The sequence below is a fragment of the Pradoshia sp. Z4_20 genome (assembly GCF_058216035.1).
The window spans coordinates 1-22,834 of the sequence record NZ_JBZAJD010000016.1 but is presented as its reverse complement, the minus strand read 5'-3'; the positions used below and the strand labels follow the sequence as shown (position 1 = coordinate 22,834).

Genomic DNA, 22,834 nt, shown 5'->3' with positions numbered 1-22,834 from the left:
ATCTATTTCCTCTCTAGGAAAAATTAACTATAATAGAAATAGCATCTTTAAATTAGAGAGAGAAGGTAGAAGCTATGGATTTATCATTCAGTGAATTTTTGATTCCTCAACCCATAAAAGGAAATGGCCAAGAATGCCTTACATTTTCTATCCCTGAATGGATGAATTTATCTGACACCTTCTCTATTCATACATATGAACAGTATCATCCAATCTATGTCATGCAGGCAATGGCTTCTGTATCACTAGCAAATGAAAAGGAAGCCTTCAAAATTGTAAAATCATATTACTGCAAATGTACATCTGGAGTAGTTCAGAAACTCTTTGTCCTGGAATATTTATTCCGTTTAGGATGCATGGATTGGATTAAAACATTAATACTCGAAGATTCCTCCAACCCAGAAAATAATGAATTAAGAAATGTATTTTCTATTTATATTGCTCAGGCAGAGGCTCAGATCGATAACTCAGAGCTTATTGATCAAGCATTTAATCTGTCTTCAAGCTGTTTAGAAATTAATATTGCTTCTATCATTTCACATATGTATGGGATTAGTCAGTTAAGATTGCAAGAGCCACTCAATAAATTAATAAAGGCTGTCGAACCCATGCTTTTACTATGTAAAGAGGAGGATTTGCTGTCTATCTTTAAAATACAGCTTGGAGAAATGTATTTAGTCTCTATGTTATGCAGCAGCACAAATCCAGAGAACGTTCGAAACGCCTGCCAACAATACTTTAACAATAAAGATTTATTGCAACAATTCCCTACTCTGGAAATCAGCCTGTCTCACATCATAGCTCATTCTTATATGTTCGATAGCTTCCCTATAGCAAAAGAATGGGTTACGAAGGGATTAGCTCTGCTGAAAAATGTCCATATGCAACGCAGACCTTATTTGGAGGCTTCACTTAATTGTTCTTTGGATATATTCAGGAGCTTATGGCGCAGAGAATTGGATATACAACCGACATCCCCATCTGAAAAAGCCTATCGTTATATGGTAACTGGCCAAACACATCTAGGAAGCAAGATATTAGAGACTTTGCAAACAGAAAAAGGATCACTCACCCTTTTTGAACACTTTTATTTAGCTATTGGTAAAGGTCCTCATGAATTACGAGAGGCACAGAACCTTTTCATACATAGCCGTAATTACTATTATGCCAAGCTTATCGACTTTCATTTGTCACAGGCTCATACGAAAATATAGCACCATCCATTATTTTAAAGCCATCTAGCAATTTTAATTGCTCAATCAACTTGAAAACAGCAAAATCTTTATGCTTAGCCTCCAGCATACAATCAACTTGGCTTGTCAAATTATTATTCCCCTGCACTAATTCCATCATTTCTTCTTTTTGCACATGATCAGCATGTGCTTTTTTATTTTTTTCATTCTTCGGGGATGAAAGATGGACTTTAACAGGCAAGCTTGAATTACTCCAGGTTTGCACAATCCTTGGCCAGTGATCTTTCCAATCTCCCTGACAGTTTTGTTTATGATGGTGTAAATCAAATACCATTGGAATGGATAGTTTTTCACATAGGTAAAGGGTATCCTGTATGCCAAATAGCGTATCATCATTTTCCAATATAATCATTTCCTGAATATCCACAGGCACATATCCCCAATTATGAATAAATTGTTCAAGAGCTTGTTCCTTATCTTGATATAAACCACCAATATGTAATACACAACGATGTTTTGGCGATAATCCAAAAGCTTTTAGTAATCGAAAATGCATCCTTAATGTCTTAATTGATGTTTTCAAGATATTCTTATCTTCACTATTTAAAACAACGAAGTGATCCGGATGAAAATCAATTCTCATATGAGAATGCTTTTTTAGATATTCTTTAATCGCACTTGTTTCCTCTTTTATACCGGCCATATAGTTCCAATCTTCTAAATCCGGATGGTTGGCAAGTGGTATTAATTTTGAGGAAAATCGAAAGAATTGGATACCATTTACTTCATTATGAATTAATAAACGAAGGCAGTTTTTAAGATTGGTTTTTGCAATTTTCTCCAGTCTTTTTATAGCGGCTTCTCTATTTGCCAGCTTGCTGAATTGCGCATATGTCATTGTTTTTGAGGGGGATGCATTTTTCAATTCCATACTCATAGCTACATAACCTAAGCGAATAATAGTCATAAGATTTACTCACCTCCTATGCTTATTATGAACAATGGAAGGTAATTCATTACAAAAAGGCCAATCCTAATGTGTAGGATTGGCCTTTATTTAAATCTTATTTACTTGTGTTTTTTGGTTTAGAGTTTGAGTAAGACTTTCTGCGTCCACCTTGATTGGTGCTGCTGCTGCGTCTTCTGTCTCCGCCACCACGGCTATCTCTGTCTCCGCCTCTGTTATATGGACGTTTGCTTCCGCCACCTTTTCCGCCTTTATAGCCATCTTTGCGGAATGGAAGTGGTCTCTCTTCTGAGATGGTTACAGGCTTTTCATCCGGCTCTCTAATGAACAATTTCAATGCTGCAGCAACTAATTCCTCTGCAGTATGATCTTCTATCATTTCTTTAGCCAACGGAAGATATGCCGTTAAGTCCTCAGAAGAAACAACATTGTACAATTTTTCTTTTACAGTTCTTTGCTGTCCTTCAAGCGCATCTGTAACAGTTGGAGCTTTTATACGCTCCATTTTCTTTTTAGTGGTGCGTTCAACCACTTCAAGATAAGACATTTCACGTGGAGTTACGAATGTAACTGCCATACCTTCTTTACCCGCTCTTCCTGTACGTCCAATACGGTGAACATAACTTTCAGGATCCTGAGGAATATCAAAGTTATAAACATGAGTAACACCGGAAATATCAAGACCACGTGCAGCCACATCCGTAGCTACCAATATATCGACTGCTCCCTCTTTAAACTTGCGTAAGACTGACATACGACGTGCTTGTGTCAAATCACCATGGATTCCTTCAGCTGTATAACCACGTACTGTTAATGCTTCTGCTAATTCATCAACACGACGTTTAGTACGGCCAAATATAATAGCTAATTCCGGCGTATGGATATCAATTAGACGAGTTAATGCATCGAATTTTTCTCTTTCCGGAACACGTACATAATATTGGCTGATTGCCGGTACAGTCATTTCTCTCGCTTTTACACGAACTGTTTTTGGTTCATGCATGAATCTTTCGGCTATACGACGAATTGGATCAGGCATAGTTGCAGAGAACAATAGAGTTTGGTGATTATCTGGAACAGAAGATAGAATAGATTCAATATCTTCAATGAATCCCATGTTCAACATTTCATCTGCTTCATCAAGAACTACAGTATGAACATTGTTCAAACGAATTGTTTTTCTGTTAATATGATCCAACAGTCTGCCTGGTGTACCCACGATGATATGCGGACGTTTTTTTAACGCACGGATTTGACGAGTTATATCCTGACCGCCATATACTGCCAGAACGCGGGAACGGTTGCCTGCTCCGATTTTGTAAAGCTCTTCAGAAACCTGAATAGCAAGTTCACGTGTCGGTGCAATGATTAATCCCTGAATTTCGTCTCTTTTTACATCGATTTTTTCAATCATCGGAATTCCAAACGCAGCAGTTTTACCAGTACCTGTTTGAGCTTGTCCGATTAAATCCCCACCCTGCAATGCAAGTGGAATCGTTTCAGATTGGATTGGAGTTGCTTCTTCAAACCCCATGCCTTCTACTGCTCTTAATGTGTCGCTGCTAATTCCTAATTCACTAAATAATGTCATTAATTTTTCTACCCCCAAGATAGGTGTTATTTTAACAATTGCTTCAATATATTTTTCATTCCTGTAAAACAGGATTACGGTCAATTTAATCATGCCTGTTGCACAGGGTTCGATCTCACAAAAAAAAGCGGCCGTCAGTATCCCGGCAGCATGAGTTCATAAGTCCAATTCATTTGGAAAATTTTCATGAAACGCATGTATTTAACTTATGTTAACAAAAACAGACCGGGATTGCAAATAATCGCACTTGCAATATTCTATTATGCTATTTTTCCTGCTTCAAATCTTCAAGCTATTAACAGATACTTTTGTGGTTCTAAATTAGCTAATTTAAGAACTGTATTCTCCCTTTTTAAAGCCGTTGATGGGTGAAGAATAGGCGCTGCACACTAATCTTGTACACGATAAGCCGTTATAGTCACGATTTGTTTTAAATAAAATAGAGGTTTATAAACATATTTACAGAATTTTGTTTGTAGTACACATAGATGATTTATGCCAGGACTCGATTTATACAAAGCAATCGGATCTTGGTATCAAAATTAAATAAAATATTACATTTACCTACTAATCAATCGATTGATTAACTAACCTAGTTTAGTGTGCAGCATAAAAACGCCAATTAACTAATAAATAACCTCTATTTACATACAGTTATATATTACCCAGATTTCATTCAAATCATGCAGATATGTATGAAATTTTTAAAAATGTCATTCATCCTTAAAGAATGAATGACATCGTGGGATAGTATATCTTTAAGGTTTAGTCTTGAAGGCTACGAACGACTTCTTCAAGTCTCATCCCTCTCGAAGCTTTGACCAACACAATAGAATGTTCATCAATGACTTCTTTTAACTTCAATGATAATTGATCCTTATCACTGAAATGATAAATGCGTTCTTTATTCAAATTTTCTGCAGCACCTTCGGCAATCTTTTCAGCCAATTTACCATACGTAAAGACATAATCAATCTCCTCTGTGATTAATTCACCCATTTTGGAGTGATACATCTCTTCCTCTGGTCCCAATTCAAGCATATCGCCTAGTACAAGAATCTTCTTGCCCGTACCTGTCATCCCTTTCACTAATTCAATAGCTGCTTTAACTGAAGTCGGGCTGGCATTATAAGCATCGTTTATGATTTTTTCGCCTCTCGCTCCAAAGGATACTTCCATCCGCATATTAGATAGTTTTACTTCAGCAAGGCCTGTCGTGATTTGTTCCCAGGAGACTCCCATCGTTCTGCCAGCAGCTATCGCCGCCAATGCATTCAGCACATTATGATTGCCTAAGAGCGGCAATACGAAAGGATGATGACCATCTACATCAATTGTAAATTCCATTTCATTCTCTCCTGCTTTGCTTTGAACAGGATAATAGTCATTTGTTATGCTGCTGCCAAAGGTAATCTGTTTATAGGCATGCTTGGATACCCTGCTTAGCAGAAGAGGTTCATCCCCATTAAAAATGAGTGTTCCACCCTTCTTTAAACCCTCGATAATTTCCATTTTGGCGTCTGCAATTCCTTCGCGAGAACCAAGGTCAAGTAAATGCGCCTCACCAATATTAGTAATAATCGCTACATCAGGTTGTCCAATCTGTGAAAGGAGTGAAATCTCCCCACTGCTGCTCATTCCCATTTCTAGAATCAGGATTTCTGTATCTTCCGGAGCAGACAGAATCGTAAGTGGCAATCCAATGTGGTTGTTATAATTTCCACTTGTTTTATGTACCCGATATTTTGTTTTCATGATCGAGGCGGTCATATCTTTAGTAGTCGTTTTCCCATTACTGCCTGTAATTCCGATCACTTTCGTATCCAATTCATGTAAATATGCTTTAGATAACTGTTGTAATGCCTTTAAACTATCCTTAACAAAAATCAGTGCTCTGTTTTCAGGAGGATTCGGTGTATCTGATTCCCAAAATGAAGCAGCTGCTCCCTGAGCGAATGCTGCTTCTACATGATTATGTCCATTGCTATTTTCACCCTGCAAAGGAACAAATAGATTGCCTTCCTCGATTTTTCTTGTATCATTTGTTACTCCTGAAACAAGTATATCTTTGAAACCTTCATTTATGCTGCCATCTACCATAGCTGCAATTTCAGCCAATGTACGTTTGATCATATTAATCCTCCATTACCCTTTATCATCCCTGAAAAAAAAACAGATACAGCCAATTAAATAATCGGCTGTACAGCATTCCTCTGCCGTTTAATTGAGTATGCATAACCCTATCAATAGTAATAAGCCGGAAATGATGTTCGTAAATCAACCCATCGAGAATATCTAATGCGCAGATTCTTACATTTCTCATTTATACAGCCAGGCTACATTATATTAAATAGTATATTTAATTTTTTGCTTTTCAGCATGTCTTTCAATAGCTAAATTAATCAGTTTTTCAATTAATTGCGGATATTCCACTCCAGTGTGGCTCCAAAGTAATGGGAACATACTGAATGGCGTAAATCCTGGCATTGTATTTACTTCATTAATATAAGCTTTTCCGTCATGTGTAAGGAAGAAATCTGCCCTTACAAGCCCGGAACAATCCAATGCTTTGTATGCCTTAATTGCCATGTCATGCAGCATTTGATATTCTTCCTGAGAAATCTCTGCAGGTATTACCAATGCTGTATCGCCATCTTCGTATTTAGCTTTATAGTCATAAAACGCTTTTTTTGGAATAATTTCCCCTGCAACAGAACACTCAGGATAATCATTTCCAATAACGCCAATCTCAACCTCTCTTGCAGTAACACCTTCTTCAATGATTACTTTTCGGTCGAATTGGAATGCCTCTTCAAATGCTTTATGCAGCTCTTCAGCATTTTCACATTTACTAATCCCAACACTGGAACCTAAGTTAGCCGGTTTAACAAAACATGGATATCCCAATGCTTTTTCTACCTCTTGGCATACCTTTTCTTCATTTCCGCTCCATTCTGAACGTAAATAAGAAACATAACCAACCTGCCCTAACCCAGCCTGGGCAAATATATTCTTCATGATTACTTTATCCATACCTGCTGAAGAAGCAAGAACACCATTTCCTACATACGGAATATTAAGCAGCTCGAGCAACCCCTGCACTGTACCATCTTCGCCATTAGGGCCATGTAATAATGGGAAAATAACATCGAATGCATCATCAGATCCGTGAGCGATAATACTGTTAAAACCAGTTGTTTGAACAGCCTGACTTCTGTGGTCAAATTCCAGCTCTTTAACAGATTCAACTGGTCCTTGTAATTGCGGTCCTTTAATCCATTCCCCCTCTTCATTTATGTAAATCGGATGTATCTCATATTTAGATGAATCCAATGCTTTGATGACTGCCATAGCAGTTTGCATGGATACTTTATGTTCAGCAGATTTCCCACCATATAATAATCCTAGTTTAATTTTCATTGAATTTACCCTCCGTTAGTTGATACATAATATATTGTATCATTTCCTTTTCAGAACATTAAATTAATATGTGACACGTTCCCCTTATAGGCAAAACTTACATTCTTCTTATTATATGCATATTCGAACATAATTTGTGAACCTGAATATCTGTATAATAAATTAGGAAAACCTCCTTAATTTTACAGGAGGTTTATTTTCCATCTATGACCCATTCCTTCATTTTCTTCTGATAAACGAGATTAACAGTTTGCCGTTTTTGGTATATCGTCCTTAATTCATCTCTCAGCTCATCTTCATGCCGATAATCTCCAACAACCCACACTGGAATCTCGATAGTTTGTCTTGTTTGAATTGACTTATGAAAGCTGATGATTACGCCCTCATTAAACAAAGGGGATAACTGTTTCAGAATCTCTGTAGGGATTATTGCGTTCTCTGTTTTTTTTCTACCGCCCAGCCATAATCGATCCGGCTTATTTATCTCCACATGCTCAGGAATTAGCTTGGAAATTAACTGGTAAAAATCATTCCAATACCGGTAATAAACTTTATTATAAAAGCCATCCTCTAATGTTAAATAGACAAACCGATTATTTAATTTTGGATAAAAGGGAGATCTTAGATGGTTAAATGTATGTCTGATATACAGGATTTCAGCGATTTCCCATGGAGCTAATTCTTCCAGCCCCTCAATATCCTCAAAATCAATCCAGCTTATATGCCCATACTCCTTCCCACTTTCTTTATAATATTTCTTATATGAGGGAAAGGAAACATAATTAAACTGTGTATGCATATCATATTCAACATCCATAAAAGGATGATCCAATAATAAAACATTTGGCGGCGGCTCTTTCAACGATTGCATAAAACTAAAAAAGTCTATGCCAAATGAAGCTACAAAATGCTCAGCTTCTTGTTTATGAAGGTATATAAAATCTCTTTTACCATGTTTCAATACAAACCCCTCCGGCATGTCTTCATCAATACGATGTTAGGTGGCTATTAGACTATTTTGATTAGTCAAGCCTACATCTAATTACCTATCCCCTGCTTATCCTATCGGTGTAAATAGTTTCTCCTTTATTCTAGACGATATTAAACCAAAAAAGATTCAAAAAACCGTAAAAAAATTATATTGTAAAGTTGTTGTAACATTGGTAATCCTTTAATCTGACCTGTAGCAAAAAGTGAGTAGGCACCAGCCTTATTTTTTAAATAAAGATTAAAATTATATAATCCCACTGTTTTAAAAGATTCAAACTTTCTCGTATAAAATTATAAGACTTTTTTCCCAACATTACTAAACTTACGCACCGTTTTAAATTATTTTACTTATTCGGAAAATACTACCTTTTTATTTTTGGTATTAACCGGAGCTTGACTCCATTCTTTTCATTTAGTTTCGTTAGATGATATGTCCCTGTAACCCAATCTTCCATTTGGTTTTGGTACCATTCGCTTCCCAATTGCCCGGACTGTCCTGGTCCGACTATATGTGAGGCCTTGGATAAATCAGAGAGATCCGCAATAAACCTCCATGATCCTCCATGATTAATAGTTCCCTTCGTATCGTAACCAGCTGCCTGAACCGTAACCGCACTTCCCCCACTCTCTAGTTCCCCCTTATAATTAAACACATATTGAAGAGGACTGACTGAGGATAGCGGATGCTTAAATTGAATTTGGTGATAATCCCCCCATCTCCAATTAGAAAGAACCCCTCCCTGTATCTCTTTCCCTTTTGTAACAGCTTTCTTCAAGCTGGTTTCCAGCACCGTCTTTAAGCCACCCTTGTCTTCAATCCAAATACTCTTTTCACCATTTAACGCTTTTCTAAGAAGCTGATCAACAGCTTGCTTTCTGCCTCTGAAAAGGGTGAGCATTTCTTCAGATATATCATCTGCGAATAAGGTGTCCGAGATTTCTGCCATCCATAGTTGGAAGAGTAACGGAGCTGCCATTTCTTTGTCATCCATGTAATTCCAGTCCTCTAAAACATCAATGGCCTCTGTTTCTTTAGTCTCTGATAGTTCTTCTATAAACTTCGGCAGGAACTCCTCCGCCTGCAGATTTCGCTGATCCATTTGCAAATTCTTCATCTCTTCAATCGTTAATTTATCATTGCCTGAAAGAACTTCATCAATCCTCATTTGGCGATAGGGCTGGGCCCAATCATGGCTTATATGATACGGATAGTGTTCATCTGTTACTTTATTGTTAGCCGTTGATATGTATCCTTTTTCAGCATTAATCGTACGCGGTAATTCGTTGTATGGAATATATCCAACCCACTCATTTTCTCCCGTCCAGCCTTCTACCGGTAAAAGAGCATCCTGCTTATCTTTTCGAATAGGAATCTTCCCATTAGCCTTATAAGCAATTGTTCCTTCCTTTGAGGCAAAGACAAAATTTTGTGCCGGCGATTCAAAATCCTCCAGCGCTTTTTCGAATTCGGTCCAATCTTTTGATTTACCCATATTAAGCACGGCTTCCAGCTCATTTGAGGGTTGCAAAGCGGTCCACTTTAAAGCCAAAACATGCTCCTTGCCAACACTTCCTAAAAATTCTGAGATGACAGGCCCATGACGTGTAATGGTTATTTTAAAATCCTCCGATTTCTGTCCTTTTATCTTTATCTTCTCATGAATAACCTGAGCTTTTTCCCATTCTTTTTTGTAAAGAAATTCATCTTCCTGTTCAGGGTTTCTCTTCTCAATATATAAATCCTGTACATCAGGACCCACATTCGTAACTCCCCATGCAATAGTTAGGTTATGACCTAAAATGATTCCAGGAATACCGGCAAATATGACACCGCTAACATTATAGCCAGGCCCTTCCAAATGATTTTGATACCAAACAGAGGGGGTGGCCAAAGATAAATGTGGATCATTCGCCAATAATGGTTCTCCAGATTGGGTCTTCTCACCTGAGACTACCCAATTATTGCTTCCGTTATATTCATTCGGGACAACAGAAGAAGATAAACTGCCTTCTATGTCGAGTTCATCCTTGGTTATATTCACTGGTGCTCCTGCAGGGTAGCTTGGGAATAGTTCATATGCTTTTTCCTTCGGGAAACTTTGCAGCAAATAGTGACGAAAAGCCTGACTGTTCCAGTTTCCTCCCAAATCAAAAGCCATATACTTACCAATCGTCAGTGAATCAATCGGAGTCCACTCCTCTGGCTCATACCCAAGAAAGGTAAATTCTATCGGCCATTTCCCTTTGGCCTTTTTTTCTTTTATGTAGGCATTTACACCCTCAGCAAATGACTGAAGTATTTCTCTTGCCTCCGGTGAATAGGATTCATAAGAATCTTCAGCAGCTCTCCTCAAACCTAGCGTTCGGAAATATTTATCGTTTTTAAGCATGGCTTCCCCTATTACTTCACTTAATCTGCCTGATGCCTGCCTTCTTGATAAATCCATTTGAAACATCCTATCCTGAGCCTGTACATAACCTTGGGCAAAAAATAAATCCTGTGTATCATCGGCCTTTATATGCGGAACTCCTTCTTGATCACGCAAAACCTCTACCTCATTATGTAAACCCAAAAGTTCAAGTTCACCTTCCATTTGCGGTAAAGGCCGTTTAACAAAATAAACCGCTCCCAGTGAACCAATTATAAGAATGACTACTAAAATAGCAATTACCCATAAACTAATTTTCTTCCCCTTTGACACCCGTTTCCTTGGAATCTTCATTTCCATAATATCCCACCTCTCATGCTTTTTACATTCTATAAAAGATGAGAGTTTCCTTTATTTGTTTTAAACCATTGCCTCAGCTGCTTATACTTGTTATACAACGCAAAAAAATGCCGACACATACCATGTCGGCATTTCCTCACTCTATTTACTTTAGCTTAATTCGTTGAAGGCGCAGGGCATTTAAGACAACACTCACCGAACTGAATGCCATAGCACCACCTGCCAACCAAGGGGCGAGCAGTCCCATAAACGCCACTGGAATTCCAAGGGTATTATAGCCAAAAGCCCAAAATAGATTTTGTTTAATATTACGCATCGTCTGCTTACTTAAATAAAACGCATCTGCAATTCCATTTAAGTCGCCCTTCATCAAGGTAATGTCCGCTGCTTCTATTGCAATATCTGTACCTGTTCCGATAGCAATACCGATATCGGCCAACGCTAGGGCCGGAGCATCATTAATTCCGTCGCCGACCATCGCTACTTTTCTTCCTTCAGATTGGAATCTTTTAATCTGATTCGCCTTTCCTTCTGGAAGAACTTCAGCAATCACATGTTGAATACCCGCCTGCTTTGCGATTGTCTCCGCGGTGCTCTGATTATCTCCTGTAATCATCCACACCTCGATGCCCATATCCCTTAGACGTTGCACCGCCTGTCCGGATGTCTCTTTAATCGTATCAGCAACAGCAATGATACCAGCCACATTTCCATTCACCGCGGCAATCATCGCCGTTTTCCCTTCTTTCTCAAGATCCTCCATAAAAGGCTGAGTTGAGGTGATATCAAGCTGATTAGCCGTCATCCATTTTCTCGTTCCTACCAGGACTTTATCCTGCCCAACAGAAGCGCGAATTCCAAATCCAGGAGTACTTTGAAAATCTACTGCCTCTGTAAGCTCCAGATTATGTTCATGGGCTGCTTCGACTATTGCCTGTGCTAGAGGATGCTCGGATGGTTTCTCTGCTGCCGCTATGAGTTTTAACAGTTTTTCCTGCTCCCAATTTCCGATTGGTATAATATCCGTTAAAATCGGTTTACCATTCGTTATTGTCCCTGTCTTATCCAACAGTACGGTATTAATCTGATGAGCGGTCTCTAAATGCTCTCCGCCTTTAAATAAAATACCAAATTCAGCTGCCCGGCCAGACCCAGACATTATGGATGTCGGCGTAGCCAACCCTAACGCACATGGACAGGCTATTACAAGAACAGCAATCATATTTTCTAGTGCCGTAGTGAAATTTCCACGATCCACGATAAAATACCATGCTATAAATGTCAAAACGGCTATTCCCACTACAATCGGAACAAAGATACCTGATATTTTATCCGCTAACCGCTGAATTGGAGCTTTCGAACCCTGTGCCTGTTCAACCACTCTAATAATTTGGGATAGGGCTGTATCTTTACCCACTTTAATGGCTTTCATCTTTAATGCACCATTTTTATTAATGGTGGCTCCGAAGACTTGGTCCCCTGGATTTTTATCAACCGGAACACTTTCACCCGTTAACATGGATTCATCCACAGCTGAGCTGCCATCGAGCACTTCACCATCTACTGGAATTCTCTCTCCGGGTTTCACATAGATTAAGTCCCCTACTACTACATCGGCAAGCGGAACTTTCACTTCTTTTTGATCACGAATGACAATCGCCGTTTTAGGCTGCAAGCCAATCATCTTCTTAATCGCATCTGATGTACGGCCTTTTGCCTTAGCCTCAAATAATTTACCCAGTAAAATTAAAGTTATTAAAATGGCACTTGTTTCAAAATAAAGATGCGGCATCTCAGCATGATGATGCCCACTTTTTACTATAGATTCATATAAACTATAAAAATAGGCAGCAGATGTACCAAGCACCACTAATACATCCATGTTGGCACTGCCATTTCGCAGAGCCTTATAGGCCCCTTTATAAAATTGCCAACCAATAATGAATTGAACAGGTGTCGCTAAAGCCAACTGAACCCACGGATTCAGTAAAATATCCGGTATATACATCCAGGAGGTAAAAGAAAAATGGGCTACCATCGTCCATAATAGTGGCAATGAAAGGAAAGCAGCTGCTATAAACCTAAGCTGTTGTTTTTTTATAGCCGATTGCCTCGGGTCTTCACTTTCCTGTTTATGCTGTTCCTTTGGTGAAGCACCATAGCCTAGTTTTTCTATTTTGGCAATGAGATCTTCCTCAGATAACTCACTGCTAGAATATTCAATCGTGCCTGATTCCAAGGCCAGATTTATATTGGCAATTAAGACACCCTCCGTCTTGTTCAATACCTTTTCAATTCTTGCTGAACAGGCGGCGCAGGTCATTCCGGTAATCATTAGTTCCGATACTCTAGTCGTAACCCCGTACCCTAGCTTTTCTATTTTTCCTCTTAAATCGTTCGCTGATAAGAGAGTAGGATCATAAAGAATAGCAGATGCTTCAGTGGCTAAGTTCACATTTACCTCTTTAACTCCCTCCATTTTCCCCAGTACCTTTTCAATCCTTGCTGAACAGGCGGCACAGGTCATTCCCGTAATCTGCAAATGGACATGCTTCATAAACTCACCACCTTATTGTTGAACTTGCATTATTTAAATAGGGCGTGGCTTAGCCTATTAATTCGAATCATATATTAATCGACATCATATCCTTGTTCATCAATAGATTCTTTAATTGTTTCTAGATTAACCATTGCCGGGTCATATTGGACTTCCACTTTTCCCGTATCCAATGTAACCTTCACAGAACTAACTCCGTTTAACTCACTTACACTGCCTTCGACTGCTTTCACACAATGCTCGCAGGACATACCTTTTACATTTAAGATCGTTGTTTCCATTTTAAATTCCTCCTATTTTTTCATTAATTTTTGTATGGTAATTAATACTTCATCGAGTACTTCCATATCACCCTGTTGAATTCTTTCTGCCACACATGATTTCATATGGCCTTCAAGCATCAACTTTCCAACAGCATTCAGGGCTGATTGTGTAGCTGCAATCTGGGTTATAATATCATCGCAATATACATCCTTTTCAATCATGCCTTTAATCCCTCTAATCTGCCCTTCAACCCTATTTAAACGACTGATCAAATTTTTTTTTACGTTATCAGAATGATGGCTTTTTCGTTCTTGGTCATGATGGCAATGATTACCCATATCTTCAGTAATCTCTATCTCGCTCATAGTGACCTCCCTCCCGTTTTTCTATTATTAAATATACTATACCCCCCTATAGTATATTCTTCAACGTTTATCACTTATGATCGATCTTTTTAAAATTAGACTGACAATCCATTGTTTTTCTATCCAACCTTGATTGCGTTATACTTATGATTATTCACAAATTGCAAAGGAGACATGTACGTTGCTAACAATCTACTTAACTAGACATGGACTTACAGAATGGAATGTCAATCGTATTATGCAAGGCTGGGGAAATGGCGAACTGACCGAAAAAGGTATTAATGATGCAAAAGCTCTTGGAAAGAGGCTTGCTGATGTAAAACTTGATAAAGTGTACAGCAGTACATCAAAACGTGCTTATGAAACAGCTCAATATATCATCGGTGATCGTGAGATTAGCCTGATTAAGGAAGATGACTTACGTGAAATGCATTTTGGAGATTGGGACGGGCGCATTAGAGATGAGATTGAGGCAGAATTTCCTGAGGAATTTAAAATCTTTTGGGAAACGCCACATTTATTTGAGACAGAAACAGGTGAAACCTTTAATCAGCTCAAGAAAAGAGCTGTCGATGTGTTCGAAAGAATTATAAACGAAAACCCTTCCGGTACCATCCTTATTGTGACCCATTCTATTTTCCTGCGTGTTCTGCTTACGCATATTAAAAACACACCACTTTCAGATGTCTTTAAAGCGACACCGCCAGGGAATACAAGTTTAACGAAGCTTGAATTTCATGATGGTAAAATGGAACTTTTATTCGAAAATGATATGCAGCACGTAGAATAAATAATCCAAGAGGCTTTCCCATAGTCAAGTTATTGGGAAAGCCTCTTTTTGTACAGGATAGATGTGGAGATCAGTGAGGAAGTTTAATCAAGCCGGAGACAGCCACCAAGTAAAAAAGACATGGCAAATAAAAGACTCTCATTCTTGGGTAATCAACTATAAAGCTAAACCTTCGCCTTCGCTTCATTTTTAAAAAATTCTACTGCATAATCAACTGCCTCGCAAAAGGAAAATAACTTGGAATCAGCACTGCCGATTTTACCTTTCCTAACAGAGTACTGTTGTTCGAAAGCATTTCCGATTGTATCAAATTCAGTATCATCATATTCAATATCCGTATACTCCACCCATTTCCGCTCTCCATCTACAAAAATGGGAGTACCTTTTTGGATTACTTCCCTGGTACCAGATCGATACTCTGCCAGATGAAAGCAGGTGTTCGTTTCATAGCTCGTTCCGATAAACAGGACATGAGCATCTAAATCATAGAGTTTTCTTAGTGGAGATCCTTCACCCAATCCATTTTCCAATTGATGATTGGCAAGGACTTCACCATTACGCTTACCCCATGCAGTAAACGAAACATTTGGATGGTTGCTTCTTAAAACACCTGGATATGTACGAAATAGCTCTGCAATTTTCCCCATGCCATATGTAGGTGTAATAGCAGGTTCAAAAGCTGGCATTGTATTTCTCACGGTTTCCCACCACTCCCAAGGGATTGGTGGGTTCAACCATTCAGCCGGATCCGACAAATCCGCAGATTGAGCCGGCATGATAATGGCTCCTTCTTCTGTAACAGTATCCATCAATGCCTGAATAATGGCAACAGCCCCTCCATTCACCCATCCAACTGATGATAGCGAGGAATGAACAAGGACATTCATACCTCTTTTTAACCCCAATTCGCGCATGTCAGTACGTAGCACCTCTCTTGTACGGGGAAATGGTGTATTTTCTATCAACTTAGACATAGACTCACTTCCGATTCTGGCTTTTCTATCATTTTAAAGGAAAAGAAGTACTTTGTAACCCCAAGGTACTAATAACCCTTAATCATGTGTATATGATGCTTTAGGATTTCCAAAGTTGCTGGAGTTTCCAAATAAATTTCGCCATCTGTGTCCGCGTCCAGCACTTCTTCTGTTTCAATTGACAATGATTTGGTCTGCAAATGAAACAGCCTCGTTTCAGCATCATTTAGGTTTATATCAGGAGAATTAAGTGAAAATAAATCAAGAAACGCACCAAATGATGATTCTTTCACTACTAATACATCAAATAATCCATCATCCATATTAATGGATGGCAGAGGGATTTGATTAGATCCAATGAATTTCCCATTCAGCACCATGATCATGACTGCCTCATCTTCATACTCACCTTGATCAGTCTTCATTTTATAATGAAATGTCTCTGCCTCTTTCACCGTTCGTAATGCACTAATAAAGTAACTCATTTTCCCCATTAATCTCTTTTGGTTTTCATCAATATTGCTTGATGTATGGGTGATTAGCCCGATCCCCCAAAAATTAAGAAAGTAGTGGTCATCATTAACTTTTCCTACATCTACCGAAACTTGTTGGCCACTCATGATTGTCTCTGCCGCTTTTTTTAGATTTTGCGGGATATTAAGCATTCTGCTGAAATCATTACATGTACCACCCGGCAAAATAGCTAAAACAGGCCTCTTATCCAGAGCAGCAAGCCCATTGACAGCTTCATGTACCGTTCCATCTCCACCAAGGATAATAACAAGGTCATATTCTTCCCCAAGCTTAAGACAGATTTTTTTGGTTTCACCTGCCTCTTCCGTTTGCACCACTTTTAATTCTTTCGTTTCAGTACTAATTACAGGGAGTACGGCGGCAAGTGCCCGATCTGTTTCTGTCTGACCGGCAGAACCATTGTAAATAAATAGTACCTTATTAAACATACTCATTATTTTTTCTCCTTATCTTCAGAAAACTTGTATCTCTTATATTCCCATGAAGCCGGTATTTAGAAACATTCATCTCTTAATAAATGGAAAATTTACAGAAAATTCAATATAATTAACTTGCAACTAAATTTTGAAAGGATGTTTCCATGAAAACGGCTGATTTATGTGATGAGTACGCTGACAGGTTAAGTCTATGTAAAACCCCTTTCTATTCTTATGGTAAGAAAAAGGAATTTCAGGGCGAAATACGAACCGTTGAGGTATATGAAGACAATTCAATGGTAAAAGAAAGCTTGGAAACGATTGAGCCTGGAACTATTTTAGTTGTAGATGGTGGGGGCTCTCTAAATTGTGCATTATTGGGTGACCAGTTGGCAGCCATTGCAGCTGAGAGAAAAATAAACGGAATCATTATTAATGGCTGTGTCCGGGATTCAGCTGACTTGGCCCATATAGAAGTTGGAATAAAAGCGATTGGAACATGCCCATTTAAAAGTAAAAAGAGAGGCGAAGGTACAAAAGGCGGAACACTATCATTCGGAAACGTAGAATGGACTCCTGGACAATTTGTGTATGCTGATGATGATGGGATTATTATTTCAGAAAAACCATTGGAATCCAAGTCGGGATAAATATATCTCGGCTTTTTTGATGAGTCGAAAGTCATTATTTCCACTTAAAACGAACACTTGTTCTTATTGTTACTAAATGTATGCTATAATGAACTAGCAAAAGTCACTTCCATTAAGCAGACACCAACCATCCGAAATGGAGTGATGTCCCATGTCAATCTTTGAGACATTTATGGTAACATTCAGCTTTGCCACCTTACTTCTAACAGTAATCACGATAAATAATAAAAAATAGACCTCACTGCTCTAAAAAGATAGTGAGGCCTAAAAAAATCAATACTCGTCTCCGTTAAGGAGTGGCTTTTGCAGAATCATGAATGCCCACCATTCATGATTCTTTCTATTTAAAGAGTAACATAAAGATTGAGCAAAGTCACTTACAGGAGTATCCTGTTTATATGTGTATTTTTTCCCATATGTCGCAAAAAAGTTTAAACCCGTTCCTGATGGTGAAGAAATATACAAAGGGATATTTGTCAGGAGGTGAATCTTTACTCCGGACGGGTAAAGAGATTGAATGGAGACGATGGACATAGTTAATATAGTTTTACTTTTATTTTTATTGGTGAGTACGATGTTCTTTGTGGCATCAGAGTTTGCCATTGTTAAGGTCCGTGCGACCAGAATAGATCAGCTTGTTGCAGAAGGAAATCGAAAAGCAATGGCAGCCAAGAGGGTCGTAACACATTTAGATGAATATTTGTCAGCGACACAACTTGGGATTACGATTACATCATTAGGGATCGGTTGGCTTGGGGAGCCCACCGTTAAACATCTCATTGATCCCCTATTTGAAAAATTGCACATCCAGGATTCTGTAGCAAGTATTATTTCCTTTGTGATTGCATTTTCTATTATTACCTTTTTACATGTTGTAGTGGGAGAATTGGCGCCAAAATCCGTTGCGATTCAAAAAGCAGAAACGATTACAATGAATTTCGCACGGCCGCTTATTATGTTTTATAGAGTGATGTTTCCGATTATATGGGCATTGAACCATTCTGCCCGATTTATCACAAGCCTATTTGGCATTAAACCGGCTAGCGAAGGAGACATTGCCCATTCTGAAGAAGAGTTGCGGATGATTCTGACTGACAGTTATAAAAAGGGAGAAATCAATCAATCTGAATTTAAATATGTAAACAATATCTTTGAATTTGATGATCGGATTGCCAGAGAAATCATGGTGCCTCGAACAGAAATTCAAACGTTTCAAAAGGATGATATTTTAGAAGATATTGTTGCTTCTTTAAATAATGAACAATATACGCGCTATCCCGTTACAGATGGAGATAAAGATACGATTATTGGATTTGTGAATGTTAAAGAATTACTAACAGCCAGTCTTAGAAGCGGTTTGAAAACAGATATGCCAATCCGTGATTATGTTAAACCACTTATCACGGTAATTGAAACGATTCCTATTCACGATTTACTTGTGAAAATGCAGAAGGAACGCATACACATAGCCGTGTTACTTGATGAGTACGGCGGTACTTCCGGTATTGTTACGGTTGAGGATATTCTTGAAGAAATCGTTGGGGAAATCCGCGATGAGTTCGATACAGATGAGCTACCAGAGATTCGTAGAATAGGTGACTATCATTATATTCTAGATGCAAAAATGCTATTGTCTGAGATTGAGGATTTGCTTGGAATACAAATGGACTATCCGGATGTAGATACATTAGGCGGTTGGTTTTTAACTCATAAAATCGATGCAGCCATTGGGGATACATTGGAAGAGGATGGATTCATCTTTACTGTAGAGGATGCTGAAGATCACCATCTTTTATATATTGAAGTGAAAAAAGCATCCGAGTAAATAATAAAAGGAGCATACACACTGAATGGTTGTATGCTTATTGCTAGAATAGTAAGTTAGTATTATGAACCCATTTTTATTAAGATTTTGTTGATTACATTTGGATTTTCCTATTATGTAGGAGCAAAGAATTTAATTGGATCCAGTAAACTGATATGGACATCAATAAAAAACATTAGGATTCTATTAATTCACCTGAACTCAATTAATTTCAAAAAAATGATTGCAAAAAAAGACGAGAATGGGATAGACCCCAAGTTCTCGTCTTTTCTTATTATTCAGTTTTCCCTTCCCACTCTAGCATGCCACCATTCATATTGGTCACAACGTATCCTTCAGATTCAAGGAACTGAACAGCTCTGGCGCTTCTTCCTCCTGCATGGCAAACAACTATATATTCTTTTGATTTATCTAACTCATTCATCCGAAATTCAAGCAGGCCTAATGGAATATTAACCGCTGTTGGAATTTTCCCGTTACGTACTTCATCTACTTCACGAACATCAATAATATTTAAGGACTGCCCTTCAGCTAGTTTTGCTTCCACTTCTTGTGGCTCAATTGTTTTCATCGTACTGATTCCGCCTCCTTTAAGATTTCAACGTAACATTACCCCTATAGGTATATCAAATTTTATTAAAAAAAGCCAACCGAAACTCTCAGCGACTTTTGACCAACAGATGCACTGCTTCATTCACTAACTTTTCCTTCTCTACATCTTCCGCATTTTCCACGCACTCAATAAGGTTACTGCTGACAATGACTCCAATTGTCTTGTCTACTGCAGACCTTACCGCAGATAACTGAGTCACGACTTCTTTGCAATCTTTTCCATCCTCCATCATTTTAAGTATCCCGCGTAATTGACCTTCCATCCTCTTAATACGGTTTTTGACTTTATCATCATATTCCATCTGAAAATCACTCCTTAAGTTATTCAAATCTATATCAGCGATAAATTCATCTTTCAGCTTCTTCTTTATACTATTTATTCCCTATTAATTAGTATCAGTATACCTGAAAATCTCAGCGTATTCTATGATGACATACAGGTCCTTCTTCTTACTATTTGCTATTCCAATAAAGTTGTTTTTTAGTATTTTGGTTAATTACTGGCATTAATGGGTATTTAGTTAGAAAGCAAGCTCTATTGACACTGAAAGGAGATTCAACTGGAATGAAAAAAAATATTCTTCCGTTTATCTTTCTACTCCTTCTGCTAGGTTCCTTGACTGCCTGTGCAGAAAAGGAGCAAATGGCAAGCGGGGCAGAATTGATTAATAACGATCAATTCGTTTTCACCGCTTCCGGGGAATTTAAGCCCTTCAGCTATATGAACGATGATATGACAATGACTGGCTTTGATATTGAAGTTGGGGAAGCCATCGCTAAACAATTGGGGCTTGAGCCTGTCCAAAAACAAATGAAATTCAAGGGAATTGTTGAAGGTGTAAAAACTGGGAGAGCTGATGCCGCAGTGGCCAGCCATACCATTAATGAGGCACGTTCAAAATTCGTCCTCTTTTCCACTCCCTACTACTATTCAGGACCACAAATTTTCACCCGTCCAGACAGTGATATCAAGACAGTTGAAGATTTAAAAGGGAAAGAAGTTGCAGCCGCCAAAGGATCTACATATGCAGACACTGCGAGCAGATATACATCTGATATTAAAACATACGATAGTGATGTGACTGCACTCAAGGCATTAAGCAATGGCCGACATGATGCTGTCATTACCGATTTTGTCACTGGGAAAACCGCTGCCAAAGAAGGCTTCAAAATTGTTGGACAACAGCTGATTGAACGAAGTGAGCAAGCTATAGTGCTTCCACAGGATAATCCAAAACTTCTTGAAGAGGTTAATAAAGCACTTGAGGAACTGCGCAAAAACGGTACTCTATCAAAAATTAGTATGAAATACTTTGGCGAAGATATTACTCAAAAACCAGATAATAAAGAATGAAAGGGAGCTGTTACGATTGCAAGATTTATCACACTTTTTTCAAACATTAGTTGATACCCGCGGGGTATTCTTCGATGCACTTCTGTTAACTCTTGAATTGACTGTCGTCTCCATCATAATCGGAATTATAATAGGACTATTTGTAGCTTTACTTAAAATCTCGAAAATTAAATTGCTCGGTTACATTTCCGATGCTTATATATATCTTGTTCGCGGAACCCCGTTAATTGTCCAAATTTTCATTCTTTATTTTGGGTTCAGCGGCATCTTTCTTATACCGGATTTCTGGGCAGCATCATTGGCTCTCGCCTTTCATAACGGGGCCTATATTGCTGAGATTTTCCGGGGAACAATTCAATCCATTGATAAAGGACAAATGGAGGCTGGCCGCTCGCTTGGTATGACACGCGGACTCGCCATGCGCCGAATCATTTTCCCTCAAGCCTTACGAAGAGCCCTCCCGCCACTCGGTAACCAATTTATTATCGGTCTAAAGGATTCTTCTCTCGCTGCTTTCATCTCATTGAATGAGCTGTTTAATGTGGCGACCACTCTCGGATCCAATAATTTTGACGAGATGACCTATTTACTCATTGTTGCTGTCTACTATCTAATATTGGTTGCTGTGTTAACACTGGGTCTTCGAGCACTTGAAAAAAGAATGGCAATTAGCGATTAGTAAGAGGGGGAAACAAAAATGAATGAATTACGAGAAATGATAAAAGTCGAAAATCTGAATAAATCCTTTGGAGATCTGCATGTATTAAAAGATATTAGTTTGACTGTCTATGAAAGCGATGTTGTCTGTTTACTTGGTTCAAGCGGATCTGGTAAAAGTACATTGCTGCGCTGCTTAAATTATCTTGAAAAAAAGGATAGCGGCTCCATCATTATTGAAGGTGAACAAATCGAAACAACAACCCATAATATTAATGAAGTACGCCAAAAAATCGGGATGGTCTTTCAGCACTTTAACCTCTTTCCTCATAAGACTGTACTGGAAAATATAATTGAAGCACCTATTATGGTAAAGAAAATAGCCAAAGATACAGCTAAACAAGAAGCATTAGAGCTATTAAAAAAGGTTGGCCTTGATGACAAGGCAGATGTTTACCCAAATAAACTATCCGGTGGACAAAAGCAACGTGTAGCCATCGCCCGTGCCCTGGCGATGAAACCTGATATCATGCTATTCGATGAACCAACCTCTGCCCTGGATCCAGAGCTGGTTGGTGAAGTATTGACCACCATGAAGGAACTCGCCCAGGATGGAATGACGATGGTTATTGTCACTCACGAAATGGGCTTTGCACGCGAAGTTGCTGACCAAATCCTCTTTATGCACGAAGGAAACATCCTGGAAAAAGGCACTCCTGAGCAAATATTTGAAAATCCTAAAGAAGAACGGACACGAGAGTTCTTTGGAAGTCAGTTATAATATCCCTAACTATGTTGAACCCTCCATCAATGGGAGGGTTTTTTTACGTATTTTAGCTTCGTCATGGACTTCAACTACCTATCACCCGCCTTTACCCCGGTATAGCTGGTCCATAGGTGCCTCATAGCTCGGGGATAGGTGCTTCCCTCTGGACTTCAACCGCCT

At 38.6% G+C, this 22,834-nt stretch carries 20 protein-coding genes; 7 read left to right on the top strand and 13 right to left on the bottom strand.

The features are described from left to right. Positions 1-74: 74 nt before the first annotated feature. Positions 75-1,214, top strand: coding sequence for an AimR family lysis-lysogeny pheromone receptor (locus tag AC4BHP_RS18475; RefSeq protein WP_490553711.1), 1,140 nt, complete (start codon positions 75-77; stop codon positions 1,212-1,214). On the opposite strand, the gene uvsE is transcribed toward AC4BHP_RS18475, so the two are convergent. From uvsE to AC4BHP_RS18430, 9 genes are all read right to left on the bottom strand, one after another. Beyond that, positions 1,174-2,160 (bottom strand): UV DNA damage repair endonuclease UvsE, encoded by a 987-nt coding sequence (uvsE, locus tag AC4BHP_RS18470; protein WP_066102482.1) that lies wholly within the window; start codon positions 2,158-2,160, stop codon positions 1,174-1,176. The genes AC4BHP_RS18475 and uvsE overlap by 41 nt on opposite strands. 97 nt (positions 2,161-2,257) lie before the next feature. Continuing rightward, complete coding sequence (gene cshA / locus AC4BHP_RS18465; RefSeq protein ID WP_066102485.1) at positions 2,258-3,751, bottom strand: degradosome RNA helicase CshA; 1,494 nt, start codon at positions 3,749-3,751, stop codon at positions 2,258-2,260. A 765-nt stretch (positions 3,752-4,516) separates the two neighbouring features. Next, on the bottom strand, positions 4,517-5,884 hold the full coding sequence (locus AC4BHP_RS18460) for a UDP-N-acetylmuramoyl-tripeptide--D-alanyl-D-alanine ligase (RefSeq protein ID WP_490553708.1): 1,368 nt from the start codon (positions 5,882-5,884) through the stop codon (positions 4,517-4,519). Positions 5,885-6,097: 213 nt separating this feature from the next. Then, the gene (locus AC4BHP_RS18455) at positions 6,098-7,171 is read right to left on the bottom strand and encodes a D-alanine--D-alanine ligase (RefSeq protein WP_490553707.1); all 1,074 of its coding nucleotides are present in this window, start codon (positions 7,169-7,171) and stop codon (positions 6,098-6,100) included. Positions 7,172-7,364: 193 nt separating this feature from the next. Beyond that, on the bottom strand, positions 7,365-8,132 hold the full coding sequence (locus AC4BHP_RS18450) for a hypothetical protein (RefSeq protein ID WP_139892878.1): 768 nt from the start codon (positions 8,130-8,132) through the stop codon (positions 7,365-7,367). A 391-nt stretch (positions 8,133-8,523) separates the two neighbouring features. After that, positions 8,524-10,890 (bottom strand): penicillin acylase family protein, encoded by a 2,367-nt coding sequence (locus AC4BHP_RS18445; RefSeq protein ID WP_490553705.1) that lies wholly within the window; start codon positions 10,888-10,890, stop codon positions 8,524-8,526. Between the two features lie 145 nt (positions 10,891-11,035). Next, entirely contained in the window at positions 11,036-13,447 is a 2,412-nt protein-coding gene (locus tag AC4BHP_RS18440) for a heavy metal translocating P-type ATPase (RefSeq protein ID WP_490553703.1), read from the bottom strand. 74 nt (positions 13,448-13,521) lie between these two features. Continuing rightward, positions 13,522-13,728, bottom strand: coding sequence for a copper chaperone CopZ (copZ, locus tag AC4BHP_RS18435; protein ID WP_066102503.1), 207 nt, complete (start codon positions 13,726-13,728; stop codon positions 13,522-13,524). Between the two features lie 12 nt (positions 13,729-13,740). After that, positions 13,741-14,076, bottom strand: a complete 336-nt coding sequence (locus tag AC4BHP_RS18430) for a metal-sensitive transcriptional regulator (protein ID WP_066102506.1) — start codon at positions 14,074-14,076, stop codon at positions 13,741-13,743. A gap of 181 nt (positions 14,077-14,257) precedes the next feature. On the opposite strand from AC4BHP_RS18430, the gene AC4BHP_RS18425 reads away from it, so the two are divergent. Continuing rightward, the gene (locus AC4BHP_RS18425; RefSeq protein ID WP_175354241.1) at positions 14,258-14,866 is read left to right on the top strand and encodes a histidine phosphatase family protein; all 609 of its coding nucleotides are present in this window, start codon (positions 14,258-14,260) and stop codon (positions 14,864-14,866) included. Positions 14,867-15,030: 164 nt separating this feature from the next. Here AC4BHP_RS18425 and AC4BHP_RS18420 read toward each other — a convergent pair whose 3' ends face one another. Beyond that, complete coding sequence (locus AC4BHP_RS18420; protein WP_148631235.1) at positions 15,031-15,840, bottom strand: AAC(3) family N-acetyltransferase; 810 nt, start codon at positions 15,838-15,840, stop codon at positions 15,031-15,033. A gap of 68 nt (positions 15,841-15,908) precedes the next feature. Continuing rightward, complete coding sequence (locus AC4BHP_RS18415; RefSeq protein ID WP_490553697.1) at positions 15,909-16,808, bottom strand: diacylglycerol/lipid kinase family protein; 900 nt, start codon at positions 16,806-16,808, stop codon at positions 15,909-15,911. A 146-nt stretch (positions 16,809-16,954) separates the two neighbouring features. Between AC4BHP_RS18415 and rraA the strand changes: the two genes are divergently transcribed. Further along, positions 16,955-17,440: a ribonuclease E activity regulator RraA gene (rraA, locus tag AC4BHP_RS18410; protein ID WP_066102514.1), complete on the top strand. Its 486-nt coding sequence runs from the start codon at positions 16,955-16,957 to the stop codon at positions 17,438-17,440. Positions 17,441-17,966: 526 nt separating this feature from the next. Beyond that, positions 17,967-19,265, top strand: a complete 1,299-nt coding sequence (locus AC4BHP_RS18405; protein ID WP_066102677.1) for a hemolysin family protein — start codon at positions 17,967-17,969, stop codon at positions 19,263-19,265. A gap of 274 nt (positions 19,266-19,539) precedes the next feature. Here the strand turns inward: AC4BHP_RS18405 and AC4BHP_RS18400 are convergent, their stop codons facing one another. Together AC4BHP_RS18400 and AC4BHP_RS18395 are read right to left on the bottom strand one after the other, a co-directional pair. After that, a complete protein-coding gene (locus AC4BHP_RS18400; RefSeq protein WP_490553694.1) occupies positions 19,540-19,836 on the bottom strand; it encodes a rhodanese-like domain-containing protein in 297 nt (98 codons plus the stop codon). Positions 19,837-19,924: 88 nt separating this feature from the next. Next, positions 19,925-20,179 carry a metal-sensitive transcriptional regulator gene (locus tag AC4BHP_RS18395; RefSeq protein ID WP_139892867.1) on the bottom strand — a complete coding sequence of 85 codons (255 nt, stop codon included), beginning with the start codon at positions 20,177-20,179 and terminating at the stop codon, positions 19,925-19,927. 263 nt (positions 20,180-20,442) lie between these two features. Here AC4BHP_RS18395 and AC4BHP_RS18390 point away from each other — a divergent pair, with 263 nt between their 5' ends. Genes AC4BHP_RS18390 through AC4BHP_RS18380 form a run of 3 tightly spaced genes read left to right on the top strand, consistent with a single transcriptional unit; the run spans position 20,443 to position 22,669 of the window. Then, positions 20,443-21,231 carry a transporter substrate-binding domain-containing protein gene (locus AC4BHP_RS18390; protein ID WP_066102523.1) on the top strand — a complete coding sequence of 263 codons (789 nt, stop codon included), beginning with the start codon at positions 20,443-20,445 and terminating at the stop codon, positions 21,229-21,231. 16 nt (positions 21,232-21,247) lie between these two features. Then, positions 21,248-21,910, top strand: a complete 663-nt coding sequence (locus AC4BHP_RS18385; protein WP_066102526.1) for an amino acid ABC transporter permease — start codon at positions 21,248-21,250, stop codon at positions 21,908-21,910. Between the two features lie 18 nt (positions 21,911-21,928). Then, on the top strand, positions 21,929-22,669 hold the full coding sequence (locus tag AC4BHP_RS18380; RefSeq protein ID WP_066102530.1) for an amino acid ABC transporter ATP-binding protein: 741 nt from the start codon (positions 21,929-21,931) through the stop codon (positions 22,667-22,669). Positions 22,670-22,834 lie beyond the last annotated feature (165 nt).